This window comes from Zhengella sp. (genome assembly GCF_041397485.1).
Classification (GTDB): domain Bacteria; phylum Pseudomonadota; class Alphaproteobacteria; order Rhizobiales; family Rhizobiaceae; genus Zhengella.
In genome coordinates, this window is the sequence record NZ_JAWKWO010000001.1 from 545,745 (window position 1) to 568,371 (window position 22,627).

13 protein-coding genes are annotated in these 22,627 nt (G+C 65.6%); 5 read left to right on the top strand and 8 right to left on the bottom strand.

Annotation, left to right across the window (positions count from 1 at the left end; all coding sequences use genetic code 11):
• Window positions 1-95: 95 nt before the first annotated feature.
• On the top strand, window positions 96-1,043 hold the full coding sequence (locus R3D65_RS02530) for an endonuclease/exonuclease/phosphatase family protein (RefSeq protein WP_371273656.1): 948 nt from the start codon (window positions 96-98) through the stop codon (window positions 1,041-1,043).
• Between the two features lie 51 nt (window positions 1,044-1,094).
• On the opposite strand, the gene R3D65_RS02535 is transcribed toward R3D65_RS02530, so the two are convergent.
• Window positions 1,095-2,786 (bottom strand): electron transfer flavoprotein-ubiquinone oxidoreductase, encoded by a 1,692-nt coding sequence (locus R3D65_RS02535; RefSeq protein WP_371273657.1) that lies wholly within the window; start codon window positions 2,784-2,786, stop codon window positions 1,095-1,097.
• A gap of 262 nt (window positions 2,787-3,048) precedes the next feature.
• On the opposite strand from R3D65_RS02535, the gene R3D65_RS02540 reads away from it, so the two are divergent.
• Window positions 3,049-3,927 (top strand): uracil-DNA glycosylase, encoded by an 879-nt coding sequence (locus R3D65_RS02540; protein ID WP_371273658.1) that lies wholly within the window; start codon window positions 3,049-3,051, stop codon window positions 3,925-3,927.
• 4 nt (window positions 3,928-3,931) lie between these two features.
• Here the strand turns inward: R3D65_RS02540 and R3D65_RS02545 are convergent, their stop codons facing one another.
• Entirely contained in the window at window positions 3,932-5,626 is a 1,695-nt protein-coding gene (locus R3D65_RS02545) for a hypothetical protein (protein WP_371273659.1), read from the bottom strand.
• 277 nt (window positions 5,627-5,903) lie between these two features.
• On the opposite strand from R3D65_RS02545, the gene R3D65_RS02550 reads away from it, so the two are divergent.
• Entirely contained in the window at window positions 5,904-7,166 is a 1,263-nt protein-coding gene (locus R3D65_RS02550; RefSeq protein WP_371273660.1) for an MFS transporter, read from the top strand.
• A gap of 18 nt (window positions 7,167-7,184) precedes the next feature.
• Here the strand turns inward: R3D65_RS02550 and R3D65_RS02555 are convergent, their stop codons facing one another.
• Both R3D65_RS02555 and R3D65_RS02560 read right to left on the bottom strand, forming a co-directional pair.
• Entirely contained in the window at window positions 7,185-8,141 is a 957-nt protein-coding gene (locus R3D65_RS02555; RefSeq protein WP_371273661.1) for a DMT family transporter, read from the bottom strand.
• Between the two features lie 17 nt (window positions 8,142-8,158).
• Entirely contained in the window at window positions 8,159-10,471 is a 2,313-nt protein-coding gene (locus tag R3D65_RS02560) for a xanthine dehydrogenase family protein molybdopterin-binding subunit (protein ID WP_371273662.1), read from the bottom strand.
• Between the two features lie 167 nt (window positions 10,472-10,638).
• On the opposite strand from R3D65_RS02560, the gene pepN reads away from it, so the two are divergent.
• Together pepN and R3D65_RS02570 are read left to right on the top strand one after the other, a co-directional pair.
• Window positions 10,639-13,272: an aminopeptidase N gene (pepN, locus tag R3D65_RS02565; RefSeq protein ID WP_371273663.1), complete on the top strand. Its 2,634-nt coding sequence runs from the start codon at window positions 10,639-10,641 to the stop codon at window positions 13,270-13,272.
• A gap of 147 nt (window positions 13,273-13,419) precedes the next feature.
• Window positions 13,420-15,735 (top strand): PAS domain-containing sensor histidine kinase, encoded by a 2,316-nt coding sequence (locus R3D65_RS02570; RefSeq protein ID WP_371273664.1) that lies wholly within the window; start codon window positions 13,420-13,422, stop codon window positions 15,733-15,735.
• Window positions 15,736-15,823: 88 nt separating this feature from the next.
• On the opposite strand, the gene R3D65_RS02575 is transcribed toward R3D65_RS02570, so the two are convergent.
• The 4 genes from R3D65_RS02575 to R3D65_RS02590 all read right to left on the bottom strand — a co-directional run bounded on the left by R3D65_RS02575 (window position 15,824) and on the right by R3D65_RS02590 (window position 22,603).
• On the bottom strand, window positions 15,824-18,799 hold the full coding sequence (locus R3D65_RS02575) for a bifunctional [glutamine synthetase] adenylyltransferase/[glutamine synthetase]-adenylyl-L-tyrosine phosphorylase (protein ID WP_371273665.1): 2,976 nt from the start codon (window positions 18,797-18,799) through the stop codon (window positions 15,824-15,826).
• Window positions 18,796-20,208, bottom strand: a complete 1,413-nt coding sequence (locus tag R3D65_RS02580) for an ATP-binding protein (protein WP_371274342.1) — start codon at window positions 20,206-20,208, stop codon at window positions 18,796-18,798. Before R3D65_RS02580 ends, R3D65_RS02575 begins: the two co-directional genes overlap by 4 nt.
• Before the next feature lies 1 nt (window position 20,209).
• Window positions 20,210-20,884, bottom strand: a complete 675-nt coding sequence (locus R3D65_RS02585) for a response regulator transcription factor (protein ID WP_371273666.1) — start codon at window positions 20,882-20,884, stop codon at window positions 20,210-20,212.
• Between the two features lie 186 nt (window positions 20,885-21,070).
• On the bottom strand, window positions 21,071-22,603 hold the full coding sequence (locus R3D65_RS02590; protein ID WP_371273667.1) for a Do family serine endopeptidase: 1,533 nt from the start codon (window positions 22,601-22,603) through the stop codon (window positions 21,071-21,073).
• Window positions 22,604-22,627: the final 24 nt, after the last annotated feature.

Consider the following 22,627-nt stretch of genomic DNA (forward strand, 5'->3'; position numbering starts at 1 on the left):
CTTTCAGGCGATTGTCTAAAATCCGCGAAAACCGGCCAACTTTCCGTTTTGATTTGGGCAATAGACAGGACGGCAACCGGGAGCCGCAAGAACCCATGTCCGCAACGCCACGACCGACACGTTTCTTCCTGCGCCCGGCGATGGTGCCCTTGGCCGTTGCGCTTCTGGCTTCGCTGGCTGCCCCGCTGCATCCGGCCCTCGATTCCCTGGCCCATTTCCGGCTGCATCTGGCGGTCCTGCTGGCGCTGGCCTGCCTTTCGGCCTGGGTGAACGGCTTGCGGCGGCAGGCCCTTTCCGGCCTTGCCGTCCTGGCGCTCGCAGCCGTGTGGACCGCGCCGTTTCTGCCGGGCGCGGCCATGAGCAAAGCCGCCGCCGGCCCGGACGGCCTGCGCATCGTCCAGTTCAATGCCCATTCCGGCAACCGCGCAATCGCGACCGCTGCCGCGCATATCCGAGGGTTCGCGCCCGATGTCATCATCATCCAGGAGGCGAAATTCGGACCGGGCGGACTCGCGGACCTGCTGTCCGATGCCTGGCCGGTGCGTGCCCGGTGCCGCTATCCGATCTGGCGGGGCGGGATCCTGGTGCTCAGCCGCTGGCCGACGATCGACGACCCGGCACATGCCTGCAGCAGCGATTCCCGTCTGGCCGCCGTGCGCCTGCTGGTGCGCGGCAAGCCGGTCACCTTCGCCAGCCTGCACCTGAAATGGCCTTGGCCAATCAACCAGGCCGGCCAGATCGACCGCCTCGCACCCATACTGGCAGGCTTGCCGCACCCGCTGGTCCTTGGCGGCGACTTCAACGCTGCGCCATGGAGCCAGGCGGTCTCGCGGGTGGCCGCGCTCACGGGCACGCGCATCGCGCCCGGCCTGCGCCCGTCATGGCTGTTTCTGAAAGCACCCGATGCCTTGCGTCCGGCCGTCGGCCTGCCGATCGACCATGTGCTGGTGTCGGAAGGCATCCGTATCCGCACCATCCGCACCGGGCCGTCATCGGGCAGCGACCACCTGCCGGTGATCGCCGATCTTGCGCTGCGCCAATAAGAAAGGCCCGGCGCCGGCCGGGCCTGTGCAATGCGCGTCGAAAAGACGGGATCACATGTTCGGATAGACCGGCCCCTCACCGCCCTGCGGTGGCACCCAGTTGATGTTCTGGTTGGGATCCTTGATGTCGCAGGTCTTGCAGTGGACGCAGTTCTGCGCATTGATGACGAAACGCGCTTCCGACCCTGCCGACGTCATCTCGCCGGCGGGAATGGCATTGCCTTCCGCGTCCACCCATTCATAGACGCCGGCCGGGCAATAGCGCGTCGACGGGCCGGCAAATTCCTTGAGTTCGGAGGAATATTGCAAGGCCGGATCCTTGACCTGCAGGTGGATGGGCTGATCTTCCTCGTGGTTGGTATTCGACAGGAAGACCGAGGACAGGCGGTCGAAGGTCAGCACACCATCAGGCCTGGGATAGGCGATCGGCTTGAAGTTCTTTGCCTTCCCGAGTGCAGCCGCGTCGGTCTTGCCATGCTTGAGGGTGCCGAACAGCGAGAGGCCGAAAAGCTGGTTGGTCCACATGTCCAGCCCGCCCAGCCCGACGCCCAGCATGGTGCCGAAACGCGACCAGAGCGGCTTGACGTTGCGGACCTTCTTCAGGTCCTTGCCAATGTCGGTGCCCCGCCATTCATTCTCATAAGCGTCCAGCTCATCCTGCGCCCGGTCCGCGGCAATGGCCTCTGCCACCTTTTCCGCGGCCAGCATGCCTGACAGCATGGCATTGTGGGAACCCTTGATGCGCGGCACGTTGACGAAACCGGCCGAACAGCCAATCAGCGCGCCACCGGGGAAGGTCAGCTTCGGCACCGACTGCCAGCCACCCTCGGTGATGGCACGCGCGCCGTAGGACAGCCGCTTGCCGCCCTCGAAAACCGGCGCGATGGCCGGGTGGGTCTTGAAGCGCTGGAACTCCTCGAAGGGCGAGAGATAGGGATTCTGGTAGTTCAGATGCAGCACGAAGCCGACGGCGACGAGGTTGTCCTCCAGATGATAGAGGAAGGAGCCACCGCCGGTGCGCCCGTCCAGCGGCCAGCCGAAGGAGTGCTGGACGAGGCCCGGCCGGTGGTTTTCCGGCTTCACTTCCCACAGTTCCTTGAGGCCGATGCCGAACTTGCCCGGCTCGCTGTCGCGGGCCAGATCGAATTTCGCGATGAGCTGCTTGGCCAGCGATCCGCGCACCCCTTCGCCGATCAGCGTATACTTGCCAAGCAGGGCCATGCCCGGCGCAAAGTTCGGTCCCGGCTCGCCATCGCGGCCAATGCCCATGTCGCCCGTCGCCACGCCAATCACAGCGCCGTTGTTGTCATACAGCACTTCGGCGGCAGCGAAGCCCGGATAGATCTCCACGCCCAGTTCCTCGGCCCTGGCGGCCAGCCAGCGGCAGACATTGCCCAGCGAGACGATGTAATTGCCGTGATTGTTCATCAGCGGCGGCATGGCGAAATTCGGCAGGCGCAACGAGCCGGCGGGCCCAAGCCAGAGGAAGTGGTCATCGGTGACGGGCGTGCGGAAGGGGTGATCCGGATCGTCCTTCCAGTCCGGCAGGAGGCGGTTGATCGCGATGGGATCGACGACCGCGCCGGAGAGGATATGCGCGCCCACTTCGCCACCCTTTTCCAACACGACGACCGAAATGTCCGGATTGACCTGCTTGAGCCGGATCGCCGCCGACAGGCCGGCCGGGCCCGCGCCCACGATCACGACATCGAATTCCATGCTTTCGCGTTCAACTTCGCTCATCGGTTCCTCCGCCGGGTAAGCCTCGATCCGGCCTGCCTTATCATCCCCTGCCCTTAGCGCAAGGCAAGAGCCAAGAAAACCGCACAGGCACAGGCAAGACCGATTTCGGCCATTGATCCTCCCAAATAATTTACCTTTACGTCCACGTCAATATTTTGCCGGCCGCAGTCCACCGGCGCCGGACCTTGCCGACAGCCTCCGGCGGCTTGCGTCAACGAAAACGTCACAGGCCCGAGACATGCCTTGCGCCGGGCGGGCCGGCATGGCACTGCTCTTTTCCATGAACGATCTGGCCGGCCTCCTGCACTTCTACCGCGACGCGGGCGTGGACTGGGTGTTGGACGACACCCCGGGCGACCGGTTCGCCGAGGCGCAGCGGCTGAAGCAGGCGCAGCGGGAGGCGCGCGCGGCACGCGACGCAGAACCGGGCGGGCCGGCGCGGAACCGGGAGCGGACACCTTCGCCCGGCAAGGCTGCCCCTCCCCCGCCCCCGGCCATTCCTTCCGCAACAGCCGCCGTACCCGATGAAGCGCAAGTGGCGCGCGCGCGCGACATGGCGCGATCGGCGGCAAGCCTGGATGAACTGAAGACGCTGTTTTCCGGTTTCGACGGTTGCAACCTGAAGGTCACGGCCAAGAGCTTCGTGTTCGGCGACGGAAACCCGGCATCCGGCCTGATGGTGATCGGCGAGGCGCCGGGGCGCGACGAGGACCTGCAGGGCCTGCCCTTCGTCGGCCGGTCGGGCCAATTGCTCGACCGCATGCTGGCCGCCATCGGCCGCGACCGGACCAGCGCCTATATCACCAATGTCATTCCATGGCGCCCGCCGGGCAACCGCACGCCGACACCGCATGAGACCGAGATTTGCCGGCCGTTCCTCGAACGTCACATCGAACTGGCCGCGCCCCATGTCATCCTTGCCCTCGGCCGGCCTTCCATGGCGGTGCTGACAGGGCGCAATGACAGCATCATGCGCACCCGTGGCTCATGGCTCGTCCACCGCACGCCATCGGGTGTCGAGGTACCGGTCCTTCCAACGCTGCACCCGGCTTATCTGCTGCGCAATCCGGCGCACAAGGCTTTCGCCTGGAAGGACTTCCTGTCGCTGAAGATGCGCCTGCGGAATCTGGAGACCGGCTGAGCGATCAGCAGTCGGGGCCGTTGCGGCTCTCGCGGCCGGCGCGGCGGATGGTGTTTTCGATGCGGCGTTCATCCCAGCCGAGGCCGGGCAGCGTGGCACGCAGATGGTCGGTTTCGCCGAACCGGGCCAGCGCACGGGCGGCAGCATCCACGAAATCGCGCCTGAAGCCGGGCGTTCCCCGCACGTCCCGCAGCGCGTCCTTCAGAGGCGGCACGAGCGCCTCGCCCCAGCGGTCTTCCGCCCGGCAGGCGGCACGCAGGCGCACAAGCGCCGAGGCGCCGCGCGCGTCACCCTCGCCGGCAAAGGGTACGAGGAGCGGGCGCGGATCGATGCCGAGCCGACCGGCGGCGAGCAGCACGGCATGACCGGTGCGGTCGTCCCGCCGGGCCAGGGCGGCAAGGCGGGTGGCATGGGGCGCCAGCAAGGCGGGGTCGATATCGGCCAGGCTGTAGGCGATCCGGCGTGCCTGCGTATAGACTGCCTCGCCATCGTCGGTCTCCAGCACCTCCAGCAGGTCCGGCAGCATCTGGCGGGCAAGGTCCGGGTTACGCGCGAAGATCTGATCGGCGAATGTGGGTGACTGGATCCGCCTGTCACGCAGGACCCGCCTGAACAGCGCGGTTCGTTCCGGGGTCCAGTCACGGATGGCGCGGGCCTGCATCACCCATTGCGCAACAGGTCTGGCCTGATCGCGGCTGAAGGGCGCGGCCTGGGGCAGATCGAGCACCGCGACCATGGAGCGCGTGGTGGCGGCAGAAGGCGGTTCACCGCGTGTCCTGACGGCGGCGGTGCGCTCTTCGGCGATGGCAGCGGGGTTCACTGCCAGGCCGAGGGCGGCAAGCGTGGCCGAAAGGGAGACATCGCCATGCCTGCGCGCCGTTTGCTGAAAGCGGATCCCTTCGGAGTTCATGCCGTTGAATTCCGGCCCAACAATCGCCGGCATTGCAGGCCGCCTGATTTCGACGGCGGTCCGGCGCAGGACCGGGGCCGCGTCACCCGGACGGCGGGCGGTCACGCGCCAGATGCGGCGGGGCCCGGCGAACCCCCTGTCCGTCAGGCCCTCGACCCGCTTGCCGCTACCGGTTTCAAAACTCAGCACCAGGCCGGCGGGCGCGCCATCGTCGGCAGACTGGAGAATGCAGGTGTCGCCGCCGTCAGCGGCAAAGCCGGGCGCGGCGCAGTCATCGCCACGGCCAAGCCGGACGCGCACCGGTTGTTCGTCCAGTGGCTTGCCGCGCATGTCGAGCATGACGACGCGCACCCAATCCACACGGCCCGAACGCAGAAGCGCCCTGCATTCGCTCCCGCACGCGCCAGAACCCTCGAACAGCCCGTCATGCCCGGATGACGGGCGGCGTATTTCCAGCGAACCGGGATTCTCCGGCATGGCAGGCGGTGCGACGTCAGCGGACGTGGCGACGGCGACAAGGCGGCGGGCCTGCCAGTCGCCCACGATGGCGGGGCCGGCAAAGACGATGGCCGCGAGGGCCGCGCTCAGCAGCACACCGCGAACCCGGTTGTCCTTCCAGCCGCGAACGGCCGGATAAAGGCAGAGGAGCGCGAGGGCACCGGTTGCCGCAAAAACCAGCGGAAAGGCGAGCCCGAAGGTCAACAGCACGGCGACCAGGGCGACGCCATCGACGGCCATCACCAATGCCATGGCAACCAGAACCAGAAGGGCCTTCCAATAGGTTCGCATGCATGAACTCCCTGCCCGCAGACGTGGTATCATTGGCCGGCAAGGCCTTCCCCCCGGTAAAGCGGAGCGGAAACATCAGGAACTGGTAAATCATCCGTTTTGCGGGCAGAGACTTGACGCCGCGCGGCATCGCGCTTTTTCCTGCTTGCAACGGAATGCGATACGAGGCGTCGCATTCGCGTCATCGCCGGCGGGCAAATCATGAGAGCCCTCGTCCCGAGGCGGTCAGCGCAGGCAGCCACCTGCATATCCCGAACTCCAGCAATACCGGTTTTTCATGTTCGCACAGATTCGCCCGATTGCCGCCCTCATGCTCAGCGCCTTCTTCATGGTGGCCGGGGTGGGCCTGGCCGGCATCCTGATCCCGTTGCGGGCCACGGCCGAAAACTGGTCGACGCTGACGCTCGGCTGGATCGGTGCAGCCTATGCGGCGGCCTTCACGGCGGGCTGCGTGGTGGTGCCGCGCCTCGTCCTGCGCGTGGGCCATATCCGCGTCTTCGCCGCCATGCAGACGCTGCTGGTCGCCTCGCTGCTGCTGCATGCGCTGGTCGTCGATCCCCTGGCCTGGGCGGCCTTCCGGCTGATCGCCGGCGCGTCGGTCGCCGGCAGCTACATGGTGCTGGAAAGCTGGCTGAACGAGCGTGTGACCAACGAGACGCGCGGCGCCGTGATGTCGGCCTACATGATCGTGTCCATGGCCGCGGTCGCTTCGGGCCAATACCTGGCGCCGGCCGGCGACCCGACCAGGCAGGCGCTGTTCATCGTCTGTGCGCTGCTTTTCGCCGCCGCCGTTCTGCCGGTGACATTGACGAGCGCCCAGTCGCCACGCCCGATCACGCAGGTCTCGATCGACCTCAAGGGGCTGTTCAGGGCCTCGCCTGCCGCCATGGTGGGGGCCTTCATGGCCGGCATGGTGTTTTCGATCTGGTCCTTCTTCGTGCCGGTCTACGGCAAGATGGCCGGTCTTTCCGACCTGACGATCGCCACCATGCTGGCCTTCGCGATGCTCGGCGGCATCATCGCGCAGTTTCCCATCGGCCGCATGTCGGACCGCATGGACCGGCGCTATGTCATGGCCGGCGCCGGTGTCTTTGGCGCGGCCCTTTGCATTCCGGCGGCGATCATCGCCCCCACCACGCCGTGGATCATCTTCTGCTTCACCTTCGCCCTCGGCATGGTCCTGTTCCCCGTTTACGCGCTGGCGAGCGCGCATGCCAACGACATCGCCCAGCCGGAGGATTTCGTGAAGATTTCAAGCGGCATCCTGATCTTCTACGGGCTTGGCACGACAGCCGGACCGCTGGCCGGCGGTCCGATCATCGATGCGGTCGGCAAGTCAGGCGTCTTCATGAGCCTTGGCGTCGGTTTTGCCGTCTATGGCGGCTATGCCCTCTGGCGTTCGATGCGGCGCGAGGCGGTGCCGGCGGAAGACCGCACCGATTATCAGGTGATCACGCCTGCCGTGCCGCAGACGCCGGAGAGCCTGCAACTCGACCCGCGCATCGAGGACGTACCCGAAGAGGAGCGCCTCAACGGCTGAGACGCGCTCAGCTGACGCCTATTGGGGTGGCTGGAAGCGCCGTGCCGCGCGCCGTTCCAGGCCGAGGCGGTGTTCGCGCCAGATGATGAACAGCCCCGAGCCGATGACGATGGCGCCGCCCGTCAGGGTCCAGACCGTCGGCAGGTCGCCGAATGCCAGGTAGCCGATCACGACGGCCAGGATCATCGATGTGTATTCAAAGGGCGCGATGGTGGACATGGCCGCATGGCGGTAGCTCTGCGTCATCAGGATCTGGCCGATGCCGCCGCAAAAACCGGCCATGACCAGAAGGGCCACCTGAAGGCGGGTCAGGTCCGCCCAGCCGAAGAACCACGTGGCCAGACCCACCACGCTGGCGGTCAGCGAGAAATACAGAACGATGGTCGGCGTCCGTTCTGTCTTGACCAGTCCGCGCACCTGGATCATCGCCGCCGCCGTCATGACGGCGGCGCAAAGAATGGCGATGACGCCCAGCGCCTCGTCATTGGCCATACCGCCCGGTGTGGTCAGCAGGGTCAGCTTCGGCCATGAAATGATGACCACACCGATCAGGCCGACCACGACCGCGGTCCAGCGGAAGAGACGCACCGACTCGCCGACGAAAAGGGCCGAAAAGATGACCACCACGAGCGGGCTGGCATAGTTCAGCGTCACCGCATCGGGCAGCGGCAGCCGCGTCAGCCCGAAAAAGCCGAGACCCATGGACGTGACACCGAACAGCCCGCGCAGGATGTGGGACTTCAGCCGGTTGGTGTGCAACAGGCCGCGCATCTGGCCGCGCAGGGCCAGCCATACGAGAATCGGAAGGATGGCGAAGGCCGAGCGGAAGAAGACGATCTGGCCTGGCGGCAATTGCCCCGCGCCCTTGATGAGCGCCGACATGGTCACGAATGCCGTGACCGATGCCATTTTCAGGCCAATGCCCAGAAGCGGGCGCTCCTCGTCCGTGCCTTCCGCGGCGGCAGCCTGCGCCATGAGCCTCTACCTGCCCGTCATTTCACACCGCCGGCCTGGTCGATGGCGCGCCAGATACGCTCGGGCGTCGCCGGCATCTCGATGTGGGAGACGCCGCAGGCCCGCCACAGCGCATCGGTGACGGCGTTGAGTGCCGCCGGTGTCGCGCCGATCGTGCCGGCCTCGCCGGCTCCCTTGATGCCCATGGCATTGGTGGTCGAGGGCACGTTGCGGGTCTCGAAATCGAAGGCCGGCATGTCGGAGGCGCGCGGCATGGCATAGTCCATGAACGTGGCGGTGATCAGCTGGCCGCTGTCGTCATAAACCGTGTTTTCCATCAATGCCTGGCCGATGCCCTGCACCGCGCCGCCATGCACCTGGCCGGCCAGCAACATCGGGTTCACCGTGGCGCCGAAATCGTCGACGATGGTGTAGCGCACGATTTCGGTGGCCCCGGTCTGCGGGTCGATCTCCACTTCGCAGACATGGGTGCCGTTCGGATAGGTGGCCTCGTCCTGCTTGAACTCGCCGAAACCCTTGAGGTCTTCCGGATCCTTCGCCGCCTTCGCGATTGCCGCAAAGGAGATGGAGCGGTCGGTGCCGACAATGCGCGCGAGGCCGTCTTCCAGCTCGATGTCGGCGGCGTCGGCTTCCAGTTCCGATGCCGCGATCCGGCGCAGCTTTTCCGCCAGATCCTCGCCGGCGCGCGAGGCCGACACACCGCCCAGCGGTATCGAGCGCGAGCCGCCCGTGCCGCCGCCATTGGCCAGTTCGTTGGTGTCGCCCTGGCGCACATGAATGCGTTCGAGCGGCAGGTTCAGCTTGTCGGCGACGAATTGCGCATAGGCGGTCGCATGGCCCTGGCCGTTCGACTGGGTGCCGATGAAAAGGGTGACGTCGCCGCTGTCTTCCAGTTTCAGATGCGCGGGCTCGGAGCCGGCAAAGGCACAGGCCTCGATATAGGTGGCCATGCCGATGCCGCGAATCAGGCCCCGTTCGCGGGCTTCAGCCGCACGAGACTCGAAGCCGTTCCAGTCGGCCTTTTCCATGGCCGCGCGCATGTGGCCCTCGAATTCGCCAACGTCATACATGCGCCCGGTGGCCGTGGTGTAGGGAAACTGTCCGGGCCGGATGAAGTTTGCCGCACGCAGCGCATCGGGCGTCATGTTCATGTCGCGGGCGCACTGGTCGGCCAGTTTCTCGATCAGCAGGGCGGCCTCGGGCCGGCCGGCGCCGCGATAGGCATCCACCGGCACGGTATTGGTGTAGACGCATTCCACGGTCACGTCGATGACCGGGATGTCATAGACGCCGGTGGTCATGGAGGTGCCGACCCAGGGAATGAAGGGGCCGAACTGGTTGGCATAGGCGCCCATGGCCGCGATCAGGTTGATCCGCAGGGCGAGGAAGCGGCCTTCGGCATCCATGGCCATTTCCGCCTCCACGACATTGTCGCGGCCCTGGGCATCCTGCAGGAAATGCTCGGTGCGGTCGCCCGTCCACTTGACCGGCCGGCCGAGACGGTGCGACGCTTCCAGCACCAGCGGGTACTCACGATAGACAAAGGTTTTCGGCCCGAAACCGCCGCCGACATCGGGCGTGATGACACGCATGCGCTCCGGCTCGATGCGGAAAACGTTCTGGCAGAGCAGACGGCGCATGCCGAACACGCCCTGCGAGCCCGTGGTCAGGGTGATGCCATCGTCGCGCCAGTCGCCGATGGCCGCTCGCGGCTCCATGTAGTTGCAGACGAGGCGGTTGTTGACGAAGGCGACCTTCGTGACATGGGCAGCCTTGGCGAAGGCGGCATCGGCCTCATCCGCCGAGCCGCGATGATAGGTGAAGGCGTGATTGTTCTTCGCATCAGGCCACACCAGCGGTGCGTCCGCATCGAGCGCCCTGGCCGTCTCGGTCACCGCGGCGGACGGTTCATAGTCCACCTCGATCAGCTCTGCGGCGTCCATGGCCTGGGCACGGCTTTCGGCGACGATGAAGGCCACGGCGTCGCCCACGTGGCGCACCGTATCGCGGCACAGGACCGGAATGTTGCGCGGCGTCTCTTCCTTCAACTGCGGCAGCACGCTGTACATGGGCGAGGTCAGATCGCCCAGGTCCGCCGTGTCCGCGCCGGTCAGTACCAGATGCACGCCCGGCGCGGTGCGCGCGGCCTCAAGCGAATCGGCTGACATCGTGAACGTGCCGGCCGCCACCGGCGAGCGCAGCACATAACCATGCAGGCACCCTTGCGGGGCGATGTCGTCGGTATAGCGGCCCTGGCCCGTCAGGAAGGCCTGATCCTCCACGCGGCGCGCCGATGCACCGAAGCCGAATTTCACATTTGCCATGCCCATGGCCATCCCTCTCCCTTGCTCTGTCAGCCAGCACCCTATCTGGGTCAGCAAAAGGCTTTGTCGATTGGTCCCGATTGGATAAACAGGCGCGGACCGTGACACGATCCAGCCCCGCCGGCGGGGCGCTCAAGCGATAGCACCGGCAGGACGCCGGCGAAAGGGCCGCAATGCGAACCGACTCAGGACAGGTCTTCAAGCTTTCCGAATACCGGCCGACGGATTACCTCATTCCCGAGACGAAGATGACATTCCGCCTGGAGGAAGGCAATGTCACCTGCCGTACGGTGCTGAGCGTGGAGCGACGCGACGGTGTGGCCGAGGGTACGCCGCTGGTGCTCGACGGCGACGGGCTGGCGCTTGTTTCGCTGAAGCTGGACGGACGGCTGCTCAATGACGGATTCGAGGCGTCACCGGACAAGCTGGCGCTTTCCTCCCCTCCTGCCAGGTTCGAACTGGAAATCGTGACCCGGCTCGATCCCGACGCCAACAAGGCCCTTTCCGGGCTCTACCGGTCATCGGGCAACTACTGCACGCAATGCGAGGCGGAAGGCTTCCGCCGGATCACCTATTTCCTCGACCGTCCCGACGTGCTGTCCATCTATTCGGTGCGAATCGAGGCGCCGAAGGACGGCCACCCCGTGATGCTCTCCAACGGCAATCCGGGTGCATCGGGCGCGATGGACGACGGCTGGCATTTCGCCGAATGGCATGACCCCTTCCCCAAGCCGTCCTATCTCTTCGCGCTGGTGGCCGGCGATCTCGAACGGGTGAGCGACACCTTCACCACGATGAGCGGACGGTGCGTCGATCTCGGCATTTTTGTCGAACACGGCAAGGGCGACCGCGCGGCCTATGCGATGGATGCGCTGAAACGCTCCATGCGCTGGGACGAAGACGTCTTCGGCCGCGAATACGATCTCGACGTGTTCAACATCGTCGCCGTGTCCGACTTCAACATGGGCGCGATGGAGAACAAGGGCCTCAACGTCTTCAACGACAAATACGTGCTGGCCGATGCGCAGACGGCGACCGATTCGGATTTCGCCAATATCGAGGCCATCATCGCGCATGAATATTTCCACAATTGGACAGGAAACAGAATCACTTGCCGCGACTGGTTCCAGCTTTGTCTCAAGGAGGGGCTGACGGTTTATCGCGACCATGAATTCTCGGCCGACATGCGCTCGCGAGGCGTCAAGCGGATTGCCGAGGTTCGGCTTCTCAAGTCGCACCAGTTCCCGGAAGATGCCGGTCCGCTGGCCCATCCGGTGCGCCCGCGCGCCTATCGCGAGATCAACAACTTCTATACGGCGACCGTCTACGAAAAAGGCTCGGAAGTGGTGCGCATGCTCCGCACCATCCTGGGCTCCGAGACGTTCCGGACGGGAATGGACCTGTATTTCGCGCGCCACGACGGCGACGCGGCGACGATCGAGGACTTCCTGACCTGTTTCGAGGACGCCTCCGGGCGCGACCTGAAGCAGTTCGCGCTCTGGTATCACCAGGCGGGCACGCCGCATCTGTCCATCAAGGCCAGCCACGACGCCAAGGCCGGCGAATTCGTGCTCGACATCGAGCAGTCGATACCGGCCACGCCGGGCGAGAGCCGCAAGAAACTGATGCACATTCCGCTGGCCTTCGGGCTGGTGGGACCGGATGGCTTGGACCTGGAGCCGTCATCCGCCGACGGCGCGGAGGTGCGCGACGGCGTCATCCACCTGAAGAAGCGCAAGCACACGGTCCGGTTTGCCGGCATCCAGGAGCGGCCGGTTCCCTCGCTGCTGCGCGGCTTCTCCGCGCCCGTCACCATGGCGCTGGAACAGAGCGAGGCCGACCGGATCTTCCTTGCCCGCCACGACAGCGACGCGTTTTCCCGCTGGCAGGCGCTCGACCGGCTTTTCAGCGACGAACTGATCCGCCTGACGCGGCTGGCGCGCGGTGGCAAGCCGCTGAAGGCCGACATGCGGCTGGCGCAGCTTGCCGGCGAGGTTGCCGCCAACGAGGCCCTGGAGCCGGCCTACCGTTCGCTGGCGCTGACCCTGCCCGGCGAGGCGGATGTTGCGCGCGAAATCGGCGAGGATGTGGATCCCGATGCCATCCACGCCGCGCGCGAGGCGCTGTCGAAGACCATCGCGCAGGCCAACGCGCAATGCTTCCGCGCGCTCTACGACCAGCTTGCGGATACCGGGCCGTTCAGCCCGGATGCCGAGCAGGCTGGCCGGCGGGCGCTGCGCCTGACGCTTCTGGCCTATCTCACCGGTGAGGACAGCACGGAACTGGCCACGGCGCATTTCGAAACGGCGACGAACATGACCGATCTGGCCGGCGCCTTGTCGGCGCTGACCCAGAAGGCCGGCGGGACTGAGGCAGCCGCGCAGGCGCTGGCCGCTTTCGAGACGCGGTTCATCGACGATCCGCTGGTGCTCGACAAGTGGTTTTCCATCCAGGCCATGATCCCGGGAGACGGCGCGCTTGCCCGCATCCGGGCGCTCATGGATCATCCCGGTTTCTCGCTCGCCAATCCGAACCGGGTGCGCGCCCTGATCGGCGCCTTCGCCAGCGCCAACCAGACCGGTTTCCACCGCCGCGACGGCGAAGGCTACATGTTCCTGGCCGAGACGGTGCTCAAGATCGGCGGCATGAACCCGCAGGTGGCCGCAAGGCTGGCAACGGCGCTCCGGTCTTGGCGGTCGCTGGAACCGCAACGCCGCGACAGGGCCCGCAAGGCGCTGGTGTTCATGGCGGGGCAGGAAAATCTCTCGACCGATCTGAAGGACATTCTGGAGCGCACGCTGGCCTGATATCCATCCCGGCTGGTTTCATCAATTCGTAACTTTTTGAAGCCCGGGGACTGGACAAGGGGAATCGCCGATGATTCCTTATAGACGATTCGGTTGTGCGGCGTTGCCGGATCGATGAGCGGCTAACAGGGAACGGGGAGGCCAGACATGGCCAAGGCGGACGCGTGCGGCGCGGCCGAACGGGACACATTTGTGCGTGGCAGCGCCGGAAGCGGCCGGTCGGCCACGCTGAAGGGGGCAGCGCAATTGCTTGCAGAACCGGCCTATCGCCGTCTGATAGCCTCCGAGCCGGTGCTTCGCCGTTCGGTTCCCGTTCTTATCGTCATCTTCCTGTGCATGATCGCGGCTGCCCGCTTCATCAGCGTCCTCAACCAGCATGACGAAGCCGCGCAGACGGCCCGTGTCATGCTGCAGATGAGCGCCGGCAAGCTGGCCAGCGAACTCGGCCAGATGGAGGATGGCGCCCCGCTTTCGCGTGTGCTGGCGGCCATCGAGGATGTGAACGCACTGGGCGCACTCGACGGCCGCTCCGCACTGATCGTCACGGACAATTCCCTGGCCGTCGTCGCCTCGGTCGGCACATCGCAGCAACTGGTGGGCCGCAGCCTCGATTCCATCCTGACCGGCGGCCAGCCGCTCGTGCTGTTTGGCGAGAAGGCCGGCGTGATGACGGTGGACATGGCCGGCAGCCGCCAGTTCGCGGCCATGGATTTCACGCCGGGACGGACTTATGGCGCGCTGGCGATCGTTCCCGAGACGCAGGTCTTTGCCGCATGGAAACAGACGGTCTCGCTCAACGTGACCCTGTTCGTCACCACGGCCATGGTGCTGATCGTCATCCTCTACGCCTATTTCGGCCAGGCGGCCCGTGCCCGCGCCGCGGACGCGATGTACGCCAAGGCCCATGACCATGTCGACATGGCGCTGATGCGCGGACGCTGCGGGCTGTGGGACTGGGACATGGCGCGCGGCTGCATGTACTGGTCGCGCTCGATGTATGACATGCTGGGCTACGCGCCAAGCGAGGGCATGCTTTCCTTCGGCGAGGTGTCGCGCATCATCCATCCCGAGGATGGCGACCTGTTCGAGATCGCCACGCGCATTGCCGGCCGGGAGATCGACCATATCGACCAGGTCTTCCGCATGCGCCACGCCAAGGGCCACTGGGTCTGGATGCGCGCGCGCGCCAAGGTTGTCGATCCGGAAGCGCCGGAAGCGCACCTGATCGGCATCGCGGTGGACGTGACCGAGCAGCACAGGCTGGCACAGGCCTCCGAGGAAGCCGACATGCGGCTGCGCACCGCCATCGAGAACGTGCCGGAATCCTTCGTGCTCTGGGATTCCAGCGAGCGCCTCGTCCTGTGCAACAGCAAGTATTTGGAACAGATGGGGCTGACGGCATCGGATGTTCAGCCGGGCACCCATCGCGACCACGTGGAAGCGCAGATGGCGCCCTTCGCGGCACAGAAGCGCATGGCCAGCGGCCATGGCGGGGCCACATGGGAGCGCCAGCTTGCGGACGGGCGCTGGCTGCAGGTCAACGAATTCGGCACGCGCGATGGCGGCACGGTTTCCATCGGAACCGACATCACCGCGCTCAAGGTTCATCAGGAGCGCTTGCAGGAAAGCGAGCGCCGGCTGATGGCGACGATCCATGACCTGTCGCTGATGCGCAAGACCGACGAGGAGCGCACGCGCGAACTGGAAGATCTGAACCGCAAATACCAGGTGGAGAAGGACCGGGCGGAAGCGGCAAACCGCGCCAAGTCGGAATTCCTGGCCAATATGAGCCATGAACTGCGCACGCCGCTCAACGCCGTCATCGGCTTTTCCGAGGTCATGCAATCGGGCCTGTTCGGGCCGCTGGGGTCGGATCGCTACGAGGAATATGCCCGCGACATCCACCAGAGCGGCAATTACCTGCTGAACGTCATCAACGACATTCTCGACATGTCCAAGATCGAGGCCGGCCGCTTCACGCTCGATCGCGAAAGCTTCGATCTTTGCCCGATGATCAAGGAAACCGTCTCCATGGTTTCGCTTCAGGCCAAGGCGAAGAACATCACCATGGAGACCCGGATTTCCGACAGCCTGACCGTGTTTGCCGACCGCCGGGCGATGAAGCAGATCACGCTCAACCTGCTCTCCAATGCGGTGAAGTTCACCGGCGAAGGCGGCCGCGTGATGGTGCGCGCGCGCAACATGTCCGGCGCCGTCACGCTGACCATCGAGGACAATGGCTGCGGCATTCCCCACGCCGCGCTGCGCAAGCTGGGCAGACCGTTCGAGCAGGTGCAGAACCAGTTTTCCAAGAACCACAACGGGTCCGGCCTGGGGCTGGCGATTTCCCGCTCGCTGGCCGAACTGCATGGCGGCGCGCTGAAGATCCGCTCGCGCGAGGGCCGCGGCACCATCGTCTCGGTGCGTATCCCGCATGCGCAGGCCGACAAGCTGGCGGCCTGACGCGCCGGCGGCGCCCCGCCCTGTCCACGGAACGCCCCGGGCGGATCGATCCTCCGGGGCTTCTATGCTTGTACGCGCGGTGGCAGGCCTACCGGTCTGCCGCGCGCAGAAGCGCCTCGAAATACTTGCGCACACGCCCTGCGGTTTCCTTGACATGGGCTTCCAGCACCGAGAAATCGGGTAAATCGGTGCTGCGCAGGAGCAGGTCCACCAGTCCGGGCGGCGCATCGTCGCGCTCGAACGGACCGGTCAGGCAAAGCCTGAGCATCTGGGTCAGATCCATGTAGAGCTGTGCCGCCTCGACCAGATCGTCGCGGACCGCCGGATCGGCGAAGTCCGGCGACAGGATGGAAAGGACGTTCACGGTGGCGGTGGGGACGGGCCCATCTTCCGGCAGGTCCAGGCGGCCGGTCAGGCGCGCCACCTGGGCGATGAACTCCAGATCGATCAGGCCGCCGGGCACGAGTTTCAGGTCCCAGGCATCGCGCGGCGGTTTTTCCTCCTCGATGAGCTTGCGCATCTTGCGCGCTTCCTTCGCGATCTTCGCGCCATCGGCGCCGGCCTCGTCCAGCAAGTCGGCCATCACGGCGGTCATTTCGCTGCACAATCCCGCATCGCCTGCAATCATGCGGCCACGGGTCAGCGCCATGTGCTCCCAGACCCAGGCCTCGGTGCGCTGGTACTTGGCGAAACTCTCCACATGGGTTGCCACCGGCCCTTTGTTGCCGGAGGGGCGCAGGCGCAGATCCAGCTCGTAGAGCACGCCTTCCGCGGTCGGGGCCGAGACGGCGGCAATGAGGCGCTGCGTCAGGCGGATATGGTATTGCGATGGTGCCAGGCCCTTTTCCCCGTCACTTTCCATCGCGTCCGGGTCATGATCGTAAAGCAGGATGAGGTCGACATCGGAACCGGCGGTCAATTCGCGGCTGCCGAGCTTGCCCATGCCGAGAATTGCCACGCGCCCGCCGGGGACGCGGCCGTGGCGCAGGGCGAATTCGTCCTGAACCGCATCGAGGGCGGCGCTGATCGTCAGGTCAGCCAGGTCGGAGAACGCCTTGCCGGCGCGCCTTGCGTCAATGGCGCCGGTCAGCAAACGGATGCCAATGAGGAATTTCTGTTCGGCGGCGAAAATGCGCAGCCGGTCCAGCACTTCCTCGTGCAAGGTGGCGCCGGCGAGAAAGGTTTCCAGCCTGTCGGCCAGATAGGCGCGGGTGGGCAGGTCGGAAATCAGCGCCGGGTCGAGAAGCCCGTCAAAGACGTGCGGCCGGCGTGTGATGATGGCGGCCAGGCGCGGCGCGGCGCCCATGATGGTCGCCAGGAGGCCGAGCAGCGGCGGATTCGTCTGCAGAAGCGAAAAGAGCTGGATGCCCGATGGCAGACCGGCCAGGAATTCATCAAAGCGCAGCAACGCCTCATCGGCCCGGCGGGTTGCGCCGAAGGTCTTGAGCAGGGCCGGCGTCAGTTCGGTCAGCCGTTCGCGCGCCTCGGCCGATTGCGTCGCGCGGTAGCGGCCGAAATGCCAGGTGCGGATGACGCGCGCCATATCGCTCGGGCGTTCGAAGCCCAGTTGCGACAGTGTTTCCAGCGTGCCCGGATCGTCGTCCTCACCGGTGAAGACGAGATTGCCCATGTCGCCGGAAAGCTGCGGCGCCGTCTCGAACAGGGCGGCATAATGGCCCTCGACGGTCTTCAGCGCAGCGCGGAACCGCTCGGCAAAAGCCTCTTCACCGGCGAATCCCAGCATGAGCGCTATGCGCCGGATGCCTTCGTCATCTTCCGGCAGGATGTGGGTCTGTTCGTCGGCAACGATCTGGATGGCGTGCTCGACAGAGCGGAGGAACCAGTATTGCTCCTCCAGTTCGGACGCCGTCTCCGGCTCGATCCATTTGCGGTCGGCCAGCATGTAGAGCATGGCGATCGTCTGCCGGCCGCGCAGTTCCGGAAAACGGCCACCGGCGATGAGCTGCTGGGTCTGGACGAAGAACTCGATCTCGCGAATGCCGCCGCGCCCCAGCTTGACGTTGTGGCCATGCACGGCAATCGCATCGTGCCCGCGATGGGCGTGGATCTGGCGCTTGATGGAATGAACGTCGGCAATGGCGGCGTAGTCCATGTATTTGCGCCAGACATAGGGCTGCAATTCCTTCAGGAACCCTTCTGCCGCGCGGATGTCGCCGGCCACCGGGCGCGCCTTGATCATGGCGGCGCGCTCCCAGTTCTGCCCCCTGCCCTCGTAATAGATCAGCGCCGCCTCGACCGGAATGGCGAGCGCCGTGGAACCCGGATCGGGGCGCAGGCGCAAATCGGTGCGGAACACATAGCCATGCTCGGTGCGGTCCTGCAGGATGCGCACGAGCCGGCGGGTCATGCGCACGAAGGTGTCTGCGGCGTCCCAAGGGTCGCCCACGGCCGGCGCTTCAGGATCGAAAAAGACCACGAGATCGATGTCAGAGGAAAAATTCAGTTCACAGGCGCCAAGCTTGCCCATGCCGAGGATGACCCAGCCGGATCCCTTTTCCGGATCGGCCGCATCGGGCAGGTCGAGCTTGCCGCGTCCGGCTGCCTCCAGCAGCAGGAAACGGATGGCGGAGCCGATGGCGGCATCCGCCAATGCCGACAGCCGGCCAACGGTTGCGCGCGCATTGCCGCCATGGGCAAGGTCATCGAGCGCGATCAGCGCGTGGGCCTCGGCCTTGAGCAGGCGCAGGTCGCGCATCAGGCCGGTTTCACTCTGCCCCTCGGCGCTACCCGCCGCACGGATCGCGGAAAGCAGCGCGTCCAGCCGCGCTTCCACCCCTTCCTGCGCCAGCCGCTGCAGCATGGCCGGATCACGGCGGATGGTGTCGCGCAGGAATGGGGAAAGATCGAGCGCCGCGGCGATGAAGGCGGCGTTCGGGTCTTCGGCGTCGGACAATGTTGCAGCCAGCGCCTCGTGTCCGGCGGCGCGGGCGCGGCCGGCCAGATCCGCGATCTCGGCGCGCGCATTGTCCGGGTCGAGCGGTCTGAGTACGGCCTGGGCCTCGCCAAACCACGGCTTGAAGGCATGTCCGACACCGGAAGTCATCTTTTTTCCTCCCCTCGGGAAAAGATCATGGATATGGCCAGCCCCGGCTCCGCATCACCGAGGACAAGGTGCCCACCGTGGAACTTCATCACCGCCTTGGCAAGCGCCAGACCGAGACCGGAACCGGGCTGGCTGCGGCTTTCCTCCAGCCGCACGAAGCGTTCGGTGGCCCGTTCGCGGTCCTCGACGGGGATGCCGGGGCCGTTGTCGACAACGGTGAGAACCGGGCCTGCGGCGCTTTTCTCCACCGTCACCAGCACGCGCGCGTGCTTGCCCTCCCCGCCGGCATACTTGATGGCGTTGTCGACCACATTGGACACCATCTGGCCGATCAGTTCGCGGTTGCCGATAACGGTGACATCGGCCAGTGCGCCGCAGGCGAGCGAGACACCGGCTTCCTCCGCCAATGGTTCATAAAGTTCGCAAACATCGCGCGCCACGGCGGCGAGATCCACGGCACCGCGTTCGCTTGCGCCATTGCCCGCTTCGAGGCGCGAAATCATCAGGATGGCATTGAAGGTGCGGATCAATTGATCCGATTCCGCAATGGCCTGCTCGAGGCCTGCGCGCAACTCCGATTCATTGCGACCGGATGCCAGCGCCGCCTCGGCACGATTGCGCAGGCGGGTCAGCGGTGTCTTCAGGTCATGGGCGATGTTATCGGCCACCTGCTTGAGCCCGTCATTGAGGTCGGCGATGCGGGCCAGCATCGCATTCAGGTTGGTCGACAGGCGGTCGAACTCATCGCCAGAACCGCTGACCGGCAGACGCCCGGAGAGATCACCGCCCATGATGCGGCGGCTGGCGGCCGACACGGCATCGATGCGCTTGAGGGCGCGGCGGCCGACGAAAAACCAGATCAGGAAGCCGCCCAGCGCCATCATGCCCAGCGCCAGAATCAGCGCCTTGCGCACGACGATGCGCAGACGCTCCGGTTCCCCCAGGTCCTTGCCGACCAGCGCGATCAGGCCGTTGGGCAATTCAAAGACACGGGCGATGGCCTCATGCCGTTCGCCGCCCGTGCGCGTGGACGCGATCTCGCCATAACGGACATAGGTGAATGGATGCTCCGTCCAGCCGGTATCGTCGAGAATGCCCGGCGCCAGGCTCTCGACATTGCCGGCCAGGATGCGCCCGGCGGGGTCGGCGATGAGGAAGAGATTGGCGCCCGGCTGGCGGGCGCGGCGGTCCACGGAGCGCACGAGGCCCGGCAGGCCGGCAATCTGGTAGACCTGATTGAGCTGGGCGATTTCCTGGTCGATGGCCTCGCGCGTCTGGGCCGTCAGCATTCGCACCGAAAGCGAAGTCATGTAGGTGACCAGCGCCAAGGCACAGACCATGAAGAGAAGGAGGAAAAGCGCCGAAAGGCGCGCGGCGGTCGTGTTGAGGATCGCCGGCAGGCGCATGATGTCATCCTGCCTTCAGCATGTAACCCGCGCCGCGCACCGTATGCAGGATGGGCGTCTCGAAGCCCTTCTCGATCTTGGAGCGCAGGCGCGAGACATGGACATCAATGACATTGGTCTGCGGGTCGAAATGGTAATCCCAGACGTTTTCCAGCAGCATGGTGCGGGTGACCACCTGGCCCGCATGGCGCATGAGATATTCGAGCAGGCGAAATTCGCGCGGCTGCAGCGTGATGTCCTGCCCGGCGCGCCGGACCGCATGGGCCAGCCGGTCCAGTTCCAGGTCGCCGACACGATAGACGGTTTCGCTGTCGCGAGCGCCGGAGCGCCGGTTGAGCACTTCCACCCGCGCCAGCAGTTCGGAAAAGGCATAGGGCTTGGTGAGGTAATCGTCTCCACCGGCGCGCAGGCCGGTGACGCGGTCGTCCACCTCACCAAGGGCGGAAAGAATGAGAACCGGCGTTTCGATGCCGCGGGCGCGCAATCCGGCGATCACTGACAGTCCATCGCGGCGCGGCAGCATGCGGTCGACGACGAGAATGTCGTAATTGCCGGCTTCCGCCAGCGCGAAACCGGTTTCGCCATCCCCAGCCACATGGGCCACATGGCCGCTTTCCTCGAACGCCTTCGCCAGATAGCCGGCCGCTTCGCGGTCGTCCTCGATCACCAAAATCTTCATGGGAATGGTCTTAACGGATTCACGACCGATTTGGGACTGCATATTCGCCAAGAAAGCCTCCCGAAAAAACGCATGCGGCAGCGGGCGATGGGAACCCGCTGCCGCGCAGCCTCTTGAACACTACACCGGGCTGCATCCTGCCCCGCCTCCGGACGGGCCGAACAGGCGGGGCATGTACCTGGCCGTTCAGCCGCGCAGCACGGGCAGCGCGACGAAGCGATTCTGGCCGTTGCGTTCCACCTGAAGGAGCACAGCCTTGCGGCCAGCCTTTCCGGCTTCATCAACCGCCTTCTCGACGTCCGAGACGCTGCCAACCGGGTTCGAGTTCACCGACCTGATGACATCGCCGGCCTGGATGCCGCGATCCTCGGCGTCAGAACCGGGCTCAACATCGGTGACGACCACGCCGCGTCCGTCATCGGCAGGCGTCATCGTCAGGCCGAATTCATCCATCGTCCCCGGTTCGGCCGGAACGGTCTGCTGGCCGTTCTCACCGGCCGCCATCTGGTCCGGCTTGGGCATGACGCCCAGCTTCACGGTTACCGATTCGGCCTCGCCATTGCGCCAGACGGCGACATTCACATTCGTACCCGGATCGATCGCCGCGATCTTGCGGGCAAGATCGCGCGGGCTGTCGACCGTTTCCTCATTGACGGCGGTGATGATGTCGCCCGCCTTCAGGCCAGCGGCCAGCGCCGGGCTGCCCGGCTGCGGTTCAGCGATGATCGCACCCTTGGCATCGGCAAGCCCGACCGATTCGGCGATATCATCGGTGACGGGCTGAATCTGGACACCCAGCCAGCCACGCTCGATGGAGCCATCGTCGATCAGGTCGTAGACGACATCCTTGGCGATGGAGGCCGGGATGGCGAAGGCGATGCCCACGTTTCCGCCGGACGGCGAGAAAATGGCGGTGTTGATGCCAATCACCTCACCTTTGAGGTTGAAGGCCGGGCCACCGGAATTGCCGCGGTTCACGGCAGCGTCGATCTGGATGAAATCGTCATAGGGGCCGGCGCCAATGTCGCGTCCGCGCGCCGAGACGATGCCGGCTGTCACCGAGCCGCCAAGGCCGAACGGATTGCCGACAGCCACGACCCATTCGCCCACGCGTACCTTGCTGTCATCCGCAAAGTCGACATAGGTGAATTTGCGGGCATCCTCGACCTTCAGCACGGCCAGATCGGTGCGCGGATCGGTGCCGACCAGCTTGGCATCGAGTTCAGTGCCATCATCCATGACGACGGAATAGGCAGAACCACCCTTGATGACGTGATTGTTGGTGACCAGAAGCCCGTCCTCGGAAATGAAGAAGCCGGAGCCCTGGGACGTGGGACGCAGACGGTGCGGCCTGTTGCGATTGCTGCGGCGGTCATTGAAATTGCGATCATTGCCGTCGCCACGGAATTCCCGGAAGAACCGCTTGAGCGGATGATCGTCCGGCAGATCCTCCATGCCCGGCATGCCCGGAATGGAGAAGGAGAAACCATTGTTGTTGCTGGTGTTCTGCACGTCGCTCTTGACGCGCACCGAAACGACGGCGGGCGAGACCTTCTCGACCACGTCGGCAAAGCCCGGATTGACCTGGGCCGTCTCGACGCGCACCGCCTCGGCATGGGCAACCGGCGAAAGCGTTGCCATGCCCGTTCCCGCGGCGATGGCGGTCGCGGCGGCAGCGGCCATGAAGCGGATGCGCAGCTTTGAATTGGTTGAGGTCATGTGTCAGATATCCTTTCCTCGTTC